This window comes from Sporosarcina sp. NCCP-2331, from assembly GCF_023707945.1.
GTDB classification, from domain to species: Bacteria; Bacillota; Bacilli; order Bacillales_A; family Planococcaceae; genus Sporosarcina; species Sporosarcina cascadiensis.
The window spans coordinates 22,177-33,319 of sequence record NZ_BRCD01000033.1 but is presented as its reverse complement, the minus strand read 5'-3'; the positions used below and the strand labels follow the sequence as shown (position 1 = coordinate 33,319).

Below are 11,143 nucleotides of genomic sequence, written 5' to 3'. Positions count from 1 at the left end.
TTAATCTCATTTAAGATTAGTTCAATTTGTTGCTTAAGTGAAGGGATTTATTGCTGAATGACATCCCAAACGATTTGATTATTAATAGTAAAATAACCATGAATCATCATATCCCTCATTCCAGCCATTTTTCTCCACTCTACTTCTGAATAGGTCTTCCGTATATCTTCAGGAATACTTTTAGTCGCCTCACCAATAACCAATATATTTTTGATAACCGCATCAAAAATTAAATCATCTTTTACAAAGTCGTCATAGGATAGACCATCTGTGAACTTCTCCATCTTATATGCAGCAGATAAAATATCCTCTAAATAAACTTTAGGCTCCCTCTGCATAAATAATACTCCTAAGCACACTTGCTTTTAAAGCAGGCTTAATATCGTCAGCAATCACCAAATCGACTGGTTTTTGAAAGTGATCTTCCAATGTGATTTTTAAATCCATATAGTTATCAAAAGACCATGCAGTATCAACAAATTCTACGACCACATCAATGTCGCTGAATTCATTTTGCTCTTTGCGGACAAATGAGCCAAACAAACCAATTCGTTTAACACCATACTTTTCTTTCCATATACCCATGTTTTTCGAGAGCTCATTAAGGATTTCTTGTTGCGATAACATATAATCACCGCCAATTTACGTTTATTTCATTATAACAAAGCATCTTACCAATGAGAAATAAAAGGCAGAATGAGTATGGCGGCATACACAAAATAGCATTATACTTTAAAAAGCCGAGATTGGCATATGTCATATTCCTTCCTGTTTTTTACTTAAAACTTCAGCCACTTGAAAATAATCCAATGCCTCCGATCTCGTAACCGTATGCGCTGTATTCTTAAATTTCTCCGCATTACTAAGTAACACGGCTGCAGCCAGCCCGATATCTTCTGCGTCGATGAAACTAGTTTTACTTTTACCCGCCGACACAAACAGTTGGTCCATTTCACGTATTTCAGCCGAATGAACACCGGATATATTTTGCATGAAGAACCCGTTTTTAATCTCTACTATGTCCATTTAAAATAGTCTCCTGCACCTTCATCCCACCCAAACCCGCATTCCACCGTTGCCGTTTAAAATAAAGTCTTTCACCTATCCCTCATTTCCAAACATTTTTATCACGTTTTGACCACTTTCCACTGCTTTTCTCACGCTTTTTGTTCACGTTTTTCTCGATTTAAAATGAAGTTCGTTACGGTCGAGAAAGATAAAAGAGAGTAGTGACAAGGGTTTCAGGGTTTCAGGGATTTAGGGTAACGGACTTTGTTATAAACGACTGGGACAAGTTGTGACGAGTTTATTGTAAAGTACTGGAGTTTATTGCAGAACTACAACATCTTCTCCAACCAAGCCACGCATTCCACGTGACTACTATGCGGGAACATATCCACCGGCTGCACTTCCTTCGTGCGATATCCACCATCTTCCAAAATTCGCAAGTCGCGCGCAAGGGTACCCGGATTGCAGGATACATAAACAACTTTCTCCGGCTTGTACTCCAAAATAGTTTCCAGCAGCTTTTCATCGCAGCCTTTCCTCGGCGGATCTACGACCAACACGTCGAAACGCTTGCCTTCTGCATACCATTTTGGAATGACTTCTTCCGCGGCACCTGCTTCAAAATGTGTATTAGTAATAGTATTCAAATCTGCATTGCGCTTGGCATCCTGAATCGCCTGCGGAACGATTTCCACGCCGTATACTTCCTTTGCCTGCTTCGCCAGAAACAGTGAAATCGTTCCGATGCCGCAGTACGCATCGATAACTGTTTCATTGCCTGTAAGCCCTGCATAATCCAACGCCTGCTGATACAACACTTCTGTCTGCACTGGATTCACTTGATAGAATGAACGGGCGGAAATCTCGAATTCGATATCACCGATCCGGTCGATAATGACGTCTTTGCCATATAAATTAACCGTTTCATTGCCCATAATGACGTTAGTATTGGCAAAGTTGATATTCTGCATGATCGACGTAACTTCCGGGACCTCTTGCCGAATTAAATCCACGACTGCCTGCTTTTGTGGAAACTTCTTTTGCCGGGTCACGAGGACTGCCATCACCTGCCCAGTCTGGCGGGCTTTCCTGACGATCAGATGGCGCAACATGCCTTGATGAGTTTTCTCATTATATGTCTCAATCCCAAGCTGCTGAATTTTACGTTTCAGCAAGGCCATCAATTCATCTGCTTCTGTCGTCTGGATCAGACAGACGTCTGTATCAACGATTTGATGCGTGCGGGACTTATAGAAGCCGGTGATCACACGGCCGTTTTCCGTGTCGAACGGGATTTGCGATTTATTGCGGTAGCGCCACGGATCGTCCATTCCTTTTACTTCATGCACCGGAACATCCGGCAGCTTGGCGATCCGGTCGATCACACTGCGGACGGTTTTCCGTTTTTGTGTCAGCTGCGCTTCATAGGATAAGTGCTGGATCTGGCAGCCGCCGCATGTTGGGAACACATGGCAGGGCGGGATAACGCGGTCTTCTGACGGTTCAATCAAGTCCAGCATTTTGGCGAACCCGTAGTTTTTCAGTGTTTTCAACACCTGGATGCTGACCGTCTCGCCGGACAGCGCTCCCGGTATGAACAGCGGATAGCCGTCAACCTTCGCCACCCCCGCTCCGTCATGTGTCAGATCCTCTATTTTCACTTCTATTCGATCGTTTTTATTTACTGCAAAGCTCATGATTTTTCCTCCATCTTTCAGATACTCCTAGTGTACCATGCGGAGCAAAGAAAAAAACAGACGCACTTAGACGTCTGTCTTCCTCGTTTCCTTATACTCACTTTTCGTAACTGCATCATCTTTTAACACGACAAAAAATGACAGGGCAATTCCGGTGATGATCACGAGAAATGGTGCGTAGAAAATTAAAAACTCCTGCATAAATCTGCCTCCTTACGCATGATAATCTTCCTTGCCTTTGACATAGTCCTTATTGAACAAGAACAGCCTCAGCAGCAAGTACAATGACGGGATCAGCATCAACAGGCCAAAAATAAAGGCTGTAATGAGCGCAATCGCCATCGCGTGATTCGTAAAACTGTCGTATATGGTCAAATATGGATAGAGCAGATACGGATAATGGGACGCACCGTAGCCGAAGAAGGCGAAGACAAACTGTCCCGCCAGCAAACCGAACGCGACTCCGTAACGGCGTCCTTTCCACAGCAGACCCAAAGTACCGAGAAACATAATGAACGACAGCAGGAACAGCGGCCAGAAGCGCTGGATATTTTCATAATGAAGCGAATTATGTTTGCGCAGTTCGAAGATGATACCGCCTGCCGCTATCATTGTCGGCAGCGCCCAGATAAGCGCATACTTTCGTAATAATTGCGTCGCTTCTTGATCTTTGGCCTTATTGGCATACCACGTCAGGAATGTGGCGGAAATATAGAGCGTCGCCGCCAGACTAAGTACGACAATCGACCAGGTCAGCGGACTTGTGAACAAGAGCCAGTAATCGAGAACCGGCTGGCCGTCTATCATTTCAATAAACCCGCCTTCTGATATCGTCAGTACGATAGACAGCGACGCAGGCAGCAGCAGTCCCGCAGCTCCGTAAACAAATGAATAACCTTTATGCCCGCGTGCCCCGTACGTTTCAAACGCATAGTAGGAACCCCGGACTGCCAGCAGAATAATCCCGAAACTGACGGGCACCAGCAGCGTCGTCCCATAGTAAAACGCAGTTTTCGGGAAGAAACCGATGATCCCGACGAAGAAAAATACCAGAAAGACATTGGTGACTTCCCAGACCGGCGACAGATAGCGCTGGATCACATGAGTCAGAATACGCTGCCTGCCAGTCAACAGAGTATAGGCATTGAAAAATCCTGCACCAAAATCGATGGCTCCGACCATAATATATCCGAATAAAAACACCCAAAGAACTGTAATCCCCAAAATCTCAATATTCATCGGATGTCACCGCCCTTCTCTTGCTGCCGATCCATGATTTCCTGCTCAACAGGGTTACGGACAAACATTCTTCGGAGAACAACGACACTGCCGATGCCGAGCACTAAGTACAGCAAGGCAAAGAGGGCGAGCATAGTCGGTACCTGTCCGCTGCTCGTTGCGCCTTCTGCCGTGCGCATGATGTTCCGTAAAATCCATGGCTGCCGTCCGACTTCTGCCAGCCACCACCCCGCTTCAAGTGAAATAAACACGAGTGGCCCCCCGAGGACGATCAGCCAGCGGAACCAGCGGGACTCGACGAATCTCCATTTTCTCCACATGCCGACCCAAAAGACTAAAGATAGAGCGAGCAGCGTCATACCGATCGTCACCATAATATCGAATAGATAATGGATATATAGAGGCGGAGTATCTTCTTCCGGGAACTGATCCAGTCCGATAACTTCCGCTTTCGGTGACCCGTGTGCCAGAATCGACAGGGCGTACGGAATCTTGATCGCATACTTTACTTCTCCGTCATCCAGTACGCCATACAGCATTAAGGGTGCATTTTCTTCCGTTTCAAAATGCCATTCCGCAGCCGCCAGCTTTTCGGGCTGGTATTCCGCTAAGTATTTTCCTGATAAGTCGCCGACAAGCGCAGCACTTACACTGAATATGAATCCAACTTTCAATGTCAGATATAATGCCTTCTTATGATAGATGTGATTGGATCCGCGCAGCAATCTGAACGCCGCAATAGCTGCCAATAAAAATGCCGATGTCATATATGCCGTGCCGACCACATGCGCCACTTTCGTCGGCATCGCCGGATTAAACATCGCGACAAGCGGGTTAACATTGATTAGTTCCCCATTGACCAAATCAAATCCTTGCGGCGCATTCATAAACGCATTAACAATGGTAATAAACACAGCTGAAAAAGAAGCACCGAGCGCCACCGGAATAAGCAGTAGAAAATGTTTCTTTTGATTTTCGAACCGATCCCATGTATATAAGTAAATACCCAGGAAAATGGCTTCAAAAAAGAAGGCGAAAGTCTCCATGAATAATGGGAGTGCGATCACGTTACCGGCCAGTTCCATAAAGTTCGGCCATAACAGTGACAGCTGCAGGCCGATGGCGGTTCCTGTCACTACTCCTACCGCTACGGTGATGACAAAACCTCGTGCCCAGCGCCTCGCAAGTAATATATAATGTTCATCATTCTTCTTAATCCCCACCCACTGTGCGAGCATAATCATCAGCGGAACCCCGACTCCGATTGTCGCATAGATGATATGGAAAGACAGCGTCAGTTCTGTTAATACTCTGGAATAGAAAACCGAATCCACTCCGTACACCCCCATTTATGAAAATAATCTTCCCACGATAGAAAGCAGCATGATGCCTGCCACAATAAATGCCAGCCACATCAGCCGTTTTTCCTGCTTTTTGTACATACATCATCACTTCCTTTGACGGTCCTTTTTTAATGTTTCCCTATTTCATTGTATATTTAACCTATTTGTTGAAATTTCGATGAAAGTTTTTGTTTACTGTCCATTAAATTGTTGTATAATAATTGATTAAAACTTTTTACTTGTCAATAGTTAAAATTTACAGTATAATGGGTTAACTATAGAGAGGTGAAATAAAGTGAAAAGGATAAAGAGAAAAGTACTGGCTTATATTACAAAAGGGGAAGGAAGACACCGCAAGCTGTTAGTTTACGAACAAACTGATCAGCCTGAAGCAGGTCTGCAGGTACCCGGTGGCACGATTGAACGTAATGAACTTTTATTAGATGCATTATATCGGGAAATCGAAGAAGAATCCGGTATACTTCGCGATGAACTTATACTCGAAGGTAAAGTAAAATCATCGAAATTCTTTCCAGAAGACAAGAATGTAATTTACGAACGGACTATTTTCCATTTTTCTTATGTAGGTACAAAAGATGAAAACGAGTGGGAATATCGTGTAGAAGGTGAAGGTAAAGACGCAGGTCTATTATTCAGCTATCGGTGGATGCCATTGAATGCAGTACCGAAGTTAGCTGCAAAACAAGGAGAAGCGATTGAATACATCTGATATCGACCTGTGGCTGTGCTTCCCGCATTGTCCCCATCATACTAATTTCAAACAATAAAAGACTATTCCATCCGAACTTATCGCGTCGATTGGAATAGTCTTTTGTTTTGCTTTTATTGAATTTCTTCTACTTTGTCCTGCAATCGCAACTTCTGCAGCGGGACGAACATTTCTACATGCCTGTACAGGTTTTCGAATGTCGCCGGCAGGACACCGCCATACTCCCCGTCCAAATTCAGCAGTACTTCATCATTTGAAGTAACTACTACTTTCTCCGCTTTCGCTTGAATAACAAGTGGATCATCTAAATGTTCCCCTCTGGAAGCGAGAGTAACGATACGAATAAACTCAGCAATATTACATTTCTTCAAAATGAGCAGCGTAAAGTATCCATCGTTAATACTGGAATCAGGTGCCAGCTTTTCAAATCCGCCGACTGAATTGGTCAATCCAATCAGGAACATCATTGCTTCATCGTCGAAAACTTCTCCATCATATTCAATTCGCATATGACTGGAATGGATGGACGGCAGCATCTCAATGCCTTTCAGGTAATATGCAAGCTGACCGAGTACAGTTTTTAGACGGCTTGGCACTTCATACGTCAATTCCGTCATTCTGCCCCCGCCGGCAATATTAATGAAATAGCGATCATTCATCAGGCCGACATCGACAGGCGTTGTTTCACCTCTACAGATGATATCAACTGCACCGTCGATATCTCTTGGAATACGCAGCGCTCTGGCGAAGTCGTTTGTCGTACCCATAGGAATCAGACCGATTTTTGGACGTTCTTCGAAGTGCCCTACACCTTCCACTACCTCATTCAGCGTTCCATCGCCGCCTGCAGCAATTACTACATCAAATCCTCTGCGCACCGCTTCTTTTGCTGCGTCAGTCGCGTCACCTTCACACGTTGTTGCGTGAGCGGAAGTTTCATAACCGGCTTTCTCGAGCTTTTCGAGGACTTCTGCCAAATGCTTGCGGAATGCTTCTTTTCCTGCAGTCGGATTATAAATTATACGTGCACGTTTCATACACTTTCCCCTCGATCCTTTCGTGTCTGAAATGACAATTCAGACCTTTACCATCATCATATGAATTCTTGAAACTCGTTAATTCGTTTGTTGCAGCACCGGCAGCCATTCAGAACGGATATCACCATACACCGCAAGCCAGTTAGCAGGCTTTGCCGTATATTCCGACATCAACTTTGAATAGAATGCTTTCTGCTTTTCTTCAAAGTCCGGATGATCTTGTTCCGGCAGCTCGGCACGGCCCGCCATTACGTATTTTTGTAAAATTGGAGCACGCGGACCCCATTTAGCCAGCACTTCACCTTCTGAATCCAATAAGATATATATTGGAATTGAACGTCCGCCATTCGTCAGATGACGATCGATCAAATCAGGATTTTCATCTCGCAATACGGTACGTACGTCAACGAACGCCGCCTCTGCAATTCGTCTCAAAATCGGGTTATTCAACATTGCGTCGCCGCACCAGTCTTCTGTAATGACGAGAATATGGGGTTGTTTATCTTTCAGTATTTCAATAAATTCATCGTCCTTCGGCACTTCAAACTCATTATAGATCAAAAAACTGTTTTCTTTATGCGTTCCCATATTGTCCATATAATCCTGAAGTGTTTGGCCCTCTTCAAAATATTGCTGTTCTGTTTTCATGACAATCCCCTCCTGTTTGATGTAAATCATTAAGTCGAAAAAACGCCCAGGCTGGACTGTTTCGGTCTCTTCCTGGAACGTTTTTACACAACGAGTCATGCTGCGGTATTATCTTTTCTTGATTTCTTCCATTAAGAGCTTATTCACTAATGGCGGGTTTGCCTGTCCTTTTGTCGCTTTCATTACTTGCCCCACTAAGAAGCCGACTGCACGGTCTTTCCCGTTCTTGAAGTCTTCAATGGACTGCTCATTTGAATCCAGAATTTCTGTAATGACAGTACGGAGTGTACCTTCATCAGAAATTTGGACGAGGCCTTTTTCCTTGACGATATCTGCAGGATTTCCGCCATTTTTCGCAAGGTCAGCAAACACCTTCTTTGCAATTTTGGATGAAATCGTACCGTCTGTAATCAATTTCACCAGCTGAGCCAGATTTTCAGGAGTCAGCGGCGTGTCATGCAATTCTTTCGATTCTGCGTTCAAGTAAGCTGATACGTCGCCCATCAGCCAGTTGGAAGCAAGTTTCGCATCTGCTCCGGCTTTCACTGTTGCATCGAAAAAGTCAGACATTTCCTTTGTTAATGTCAATACGTGAGCATCATACTCAGGAAGATCCAATTCAGAAACATAGCGTGCTTTACGAGCATCCGGCAATTCGGGAATTTCCGCACGTACACGGTCCATCCACTCTTGCTCAATATGAACTTCCGGCAGATCCGGATCATTGATAAAGCGGTAATCATTCGCGCTTCCTTTGATCCGCATTAATACTGTTTCGCCTGTTGCTTCGTCGTAACGACGGGTTTCCTGTTGAATCGTTCCGCCAGACAGCAGGATTTTTTCCTGACGTGCCACTTCATTCGCAATACCGCGGCGGATAAAGTTGAATGAGTTCAAGTTCTTCAATTCAGTCTTCGTACCGAATTTCTCCTGGCCGAACGGACGGAGTGAAATGTTCGCGTCACAGCGAAGTGAACCCTCTTCCATCCGAACGTCAGAAACACCTGTATATTGAATAATGGCTTTCAATTTTTCCAGGAATGCATACGCCTCTTCGGGAGAACGCACGTCTGCTTCTGTGACAATCTCAATCAAAGGAGTTCCCTGACGATTCAAGTCGACCAGTGAATAGCCGTTTTCGGTATGCGTCAGTTTTCCTGCATCTTCTTCTAAATGAACGCGCTCGATGCGGATCTTTTTCTTCTTGCCTTCCACTTCGATTTCAATCCAGCCGTTTGAACCGACAGGACGCTTATCCTGTGAAATCTGATACGCTTTTGGATTATCCGGGTAGAAGTAGTGTTTACGATCAAAGTTCATGACGGGTGCAACATCACAGTTCAATGCCATGGATGCCTTCATACCGAATTCGATAGCTTTTTTATTCAATGTAGGCAGTACACCCGGGTAGGCGATATCTGTTACATGGATGTTTTTATTCGGCTCGGCGCCAAAATGAGCAGGTGCCGGCGACATGATTTTCGTATCTGTCTTTAATTCTACGTGGATTTCTAATCCGACAATGGTTTCGAAGTTCATGATCAGTTCCCCTCCTGAATCGCTGGAGTCCGCTTATGGAAATCAGTTGCCTGTTCATACGCGTGTGCTACTTTATAAACTGTTTCTTCATCAAAGTGTTTACCCATAATCTGCAGTCCGATCGGCAGTTCATTCACAAATCCGCAAGGCAAGGAAATTGCCGGACGTCCTGTTAAGTTGGCTGGAGTTGCCAGTATATCATTTGCATAATATACCGCTTTATCTGTCAGTGTGTCTCCCAGTGGAAGTGCAGGACATGCAGCAGATGGCCCGATAACGACATCATAGTCTTCGAAGACTTTATTGAAATCCTCAGCAATCAGCGCACGGACTTTTTGTGCGCGCACATACACTTCTTCATGGTGATCCGCACTCATAGCGTATGTTCCAAAAATAAGACGTTTTTTCACTTCCCGGCCGAATCCTTCCTGACGTGTACGGAAGTAGGCCTGTTCCAGATTTTCCGGATTTTCCGTATGGAAACCGTAACGCAATCCATCGAAACGGGAATAGTTGGAAGAGGCTTCAGATGAAGATATTACATAGTACACTGTCGGCGCATATTGGACATGCGGCAATTCGACTTCTTCCCAAGAAGCTCCCTGCGATTCTAGTACTTGCAATGCCGCCTTCACTGCTTCCGCAACTTCCGGCTGCACACCTTCACCTAAATATGCAGAAGGCACAGCAATTTTCAGGCCTTTAATATCACCTGTCAAAGCTGCTGTGTAATCTGGAACTACTTTTGCAGAGGATGAACTGTCGTTATCGTCTTCTCCTGCCAGCACATTCAATAGTAAGGCATTATCTTCCACCGTACGGGAAATCGGGCCGACCTGGTCGAGTGAAGAACCGAAAGCCGTCAGACCGAAACGGGAAATACGTCCGTATGTAGGTTTCATTCCAACGACACCACAAAATGCAGCCGGCTGACGAACAGAACCGCCTGTATCTGATCCCAATGAAAGCGGAACTTCACCTGCTGCAACTGCTGCTGCAGAACCGCCTGAAGAACCGCCGGGCACGTGATTCAAATTCCACGGGTTTAAGGTATTTCCAAAGTAAGAAGTTTCCGTCGTGGAACCCATGGCGAACTCGTCCATGTTTAATTTGCCGACAGAGACCGCACCGGCCGCACGAAGTTTTTCAACTACTGTTGCATCGTAAACAGGGACAAAGTTTTCGAGCATTTTGCTGGAACATGTTGTCACGATATCTTTTGTAACGATATTGTCTTTGATCCCGACAGGCACGCCATAAAGCGGTCCGCGTTCATTTGCAGCCTGCTTGTCCAGCTGCTCCGCATGCTTCAAAGCTTCTTCTTTTGTCAGGTGAACGAATGCGTGGATTTTTTCATCTGTCTGTTCGATTGTTTTAAATGTCTCTTCTGTTACTTCTTTGACCGTAACTTCTCCCTTTTGAAAAAGCTCCCGAAGTTCTGCGGCTGTTTTACTTGTTAACGTCATCACTTTTCCTCCTAAAAATCATGGTAGCGCAAAGCAGTTATTTTACGGATCTGCCTGACTCGTTTACAGGATATCCGGCACTTTAATCAGACCGTCTTCATGGTCTTCCGCAGTTGCCAGCATTTTTTCGCGGTCCAGGATATCTTTTGGCGTATCCTCGCGCAATACGTTGATCATGGGAATCGGATGTGTCATCGGTTTGACGCCGGAAACGTCCACTTCATTTAAATTTTCAACACTTGCAATTAAATCTGCAATTTTTGCAGCATAGTATTCTTTGTCCTCTTCAGAAACGCCGATACGGACGAAATCCGCAAAGTACTTGACGTCATCTTTTGAAAATGTTGTCATACATCGTTCCTCCTCATTTTACCATCGGTTAAATCAATTACGCCTCCGCGTAATTGCGCCCGGACTGAATTCAAGCAAGCTCAAA

Annotated in this window: 13 protein-coding genes; 1 reads left to right on the top strand and 12 read right to left on the bottom strand. The window is 44.8% G+C overall.

The window, feature by feature from the left end; translation table 11 throughout:
* Positions 1–47: 47 nt before the first annotated feature.
* The 7 genes from NCCP2331_RS15915 to NCCP2331_RS15890 form a co-directional block, all read right to left on the bottom strand.
* Positions 48–338 (bottom strand): HepT-like ribonuclease domain-containing protein, encoded by a 291-nt coding sequence (locus tag NCCP2331_RS15915; RefSeq protein ID WP_251671789.1) that lies wholly within the window; start codon positions 336–338, stop codon positions 48–50.
* Positions 322–627 carry a nucleotidyltransferase family protein gene (locus NCCP2331_RS15910; RefSeq protein ID WP_251671788.1) on the bottom strand — a complete coding sequence of 102 codons (306 nt, stop codon included), beginning with the start codon at positions 625–627 and terminating at the stop codon, positions 322–324. The genes NCCP2331_RS15915 and NCCP2331_RS15910 overlap by 17 nt, the downstream gene beginning before the upstream one ends.
* A gap of 129 nt (positions 628–756) precedes the next feature.
* On the bottom strand, positions 757–1,026 hold the full coding sequence (locus tag NCCP2331_RS15905) for a Rossmann-fold NAD(P)-binding domain-containing protein (protein WP_251671787.1): 270 nt from the start codon (positions 1,024–1,026) through the stop codon (positions 757–759).
* 311 nt (positions 1,027–1,337) lie between these two features.
* Complete coding sequence (rlmD, locus tag NCCP2331_RS15900) at positions 1,338–2,705, bottom strand: 23S rRNA (uracil(1939)-C(5))-methyltransferase RlmD (protein WP_251671786.1); 1,368 nt, start codon at positions 2,703–2,705, stop codon at positions 1,338–1,340.
* Positions 2,706–2,771: 66 nt separating this feature from the next.
* The gene (gene cydS / locus NCCP2331_RS18415; protein WP_255425144.1) at positions 2,772–2,906 is read right to left on the bottom strand and encodes a cytochrome bd oxidase small subunit CydS family protein; all 135 of its coding nucleotides are present in this window, start codon (positions 2,904–2,906) and stop codon (positions 2,772–2,774) included.
* Positions 2,907–2,918: 12 nt separating this feature from the next.
* Positions 2,919–3,944, bottom strand: a complete 1,026-nt coding sequence (locus NCCP2331_RS15895) for a cytochrome d ubiquinol oxidase subunit II (RefSeq protein ID WP_153722232.1) — start codon at positions 3,942–3,944, stop codon at positions 2,919–2,921.
* Positions 3,941–5,293 carry a cytochrome ubiquinol oxidase subunit I gene (locus NCCP2331_RS15890; protein WP_153722233.1) on the bottom strand — a complete coding sequence of 451 codons (1,353 nt, stop codon included), beginning with the start codon at positions 5,291–5,293 and terminating at the stop codon, positions 3,941–3,943. The genes NCCP2331_RS15895 and NCCP2331_RS15890 overlap by 4 nt, the downstream gene beginning before the upstream one ends.
* Positions 5,294–5,582: 289 nt before the next feature.
* Between NCCP2331_RS15890 and NCCP2331_RS15885 the strand changes: the two genes are divergently transcribed.
* A complete protein-coding gene (locus tag NCCP2331_RS15885) occupies positions 5,583–6,017 on the top strand; it encodes an NUDIX hydrolase (protein WP_153722234.1) in 435 nt (144 codons plus the stop codon).
* 113 nt (positions 6,018–6,130) lie between these two features.
* Here NCCP2331_RS15885 and NCCP2331_RS15880 read toward each other — a convergent pair whose 3' ends face one another.
* The 5 genes from NCCP2331_RS15880 to gatC all read right to left on the bottom strand — a co-directional run bounded on the left by NCCP2331_RS15880 (position 6,131) and on the right by gatC (position 11,058).
* Positions 6,131–7,054 (bottom strand): diacylglycerol kinase, encoded by a 924-nt coding sequence (locus NCCP2331_RS15880; RefSeq protein ID WP_153722235.1) that lies wholly within the window; start codon positions 7,052–7,054, stop codon positions 6,131–6,133.
* 78 nt (positions 7,055–7,132) lie between these two features.
* Positions 7,133–7,702: a thioredoxin family protein gene (locus tag NCCP2331_RS15875; protein ID WP_153722236.1), complete on the bottom strand. Its 570-nt coding sequence runs from the start codon at positions 7,700–7,702 to the stop codon at positions 7,133–7,135.
* 108 nt (positions 7,703–7,810) lie between these two features.
* A complete protein-coding gene (gene gatB, locus NCCP2331_RS15870; RefSeq protein ID WP_153722237.1) occupies positions 7,811–9,241 on the bottom strand; it encodes an Asp-tRNA(Asn)/Glu-tRNA(Gln) amidotransferase subunit GatB in 1,431 nt (476 codons plus the stop codon).
* Positions 9,242–9,243: 2 nt separating this feature from the next.
* Positions 9,244–10,707 (bottom strand): Asp-tRNA(Asn)/Glu-tRNA(Gln) amidotransferase subunit GatA, encoded by a 1,464-nt coding sequence (gene gatA / locus NCCP2331_RS15865; RefSeq protein ID WP_153722238.1) that lies wholly within the window; start codon positions 10,705–10,707, stop codon positions 9,244–9,246.
* Positions 10,708–10,770: 63 nt separating this feature from the next.
* A complete protein-coding gene (gene gatC, locus NCCP2331_RS15860; RefSeq protein WP_153722239.1) occupies positions 10,771–11,058 on the bottom strand; it encodes an Asp-tRNA(Asn)/Glu-tRNA(Gln) amidotransferase subunit GatC in 288 nt (95 codons plus the stop codon).
* Between the last annotated feature and the right edge of the window lie 85 nt (positions 11,059–11,143).

Coding starts and splice junctions, on each gene's coding strand:
- NCCP2331_RS15915 (WP_251671789.1), bottom strand. CDS start 338: ATGCAGAGGGAGCCTAAAGTTTATTTAGAGGATATTTTATCTGCTGCA.
- gatA (WP_153722238.1), bottom strand. CDS start 10,707: ATGACGTTAACAAGTAAAACAGCCGCAGAACTTCGGGAGCTTTTTCAA.
- rlmD (WP_251671786.1), bottom strand. CDS start 2,705: ATGAGCTTTGCAGTAAATAAAAACGATCGAATAGAAGTGAAAATAGAG.
- NCCP2331_RS15875 (WP_153722236.1), bottom strand. CDS start 7,702: ATGAAAACAGAACAGCAATATTTTGAAGAGGGCCAAACACTTCAGGAT.
- gatC (WP_153722239.1), bottom strand. CDS start 11,058: ATGACAACATTTTCAAAAGATGACGTCAAGTACTTTGCGGATTTCGTC.
- NCCP2331_RS15890 (WP_153722233.1), bottom strand. CDS start 5,293: ATGGGGGTGTACGGAGTGGATTCGGTTTTCTATTCCAGAGTATTAACA.
- cydS (WP_255425144.1), bottom strand. CDS start 2,906: ATGCAGGAGTTTTTAATTTTCTACGCACCATTTCTCGTGATCATCACC.
- NCCP2331_RS15895 (WP_153722232.1), bottom strand. CDS start 3,944: ATGAATATTGAGATTTTGGGGATTACAGTTCTTTGGGTGTTTTTATTC.
- NCCP2331_RS15905 (WP_251671787.1), bottom strand. CDS start 1,026: ATGGACATAGTAGAGATTAAAAACGGGTTCTTCATGCAAAATATATCC.
- NCCP2331_RS15910 (WP_251671788.1), bottom strand. CDS start 627: ATGTTATCGCAACAAGAAATCCTTAATGAGCTCTCGAAAAACATGGGT.
- gatB (WP_153722237.1), bottom strand. CDS start 9,241: ATGAACTTCGAAACCATTGTCGGATTAGAAATCCACGTAGAATTAAAG.
- NCCP2331_RS15880 (WP_153722235.1), bottom strand. CDS start 7,054: ATGAAACGTGCACGTATAATTTATAATCCGACTGCAGGAAAAGAAGCA.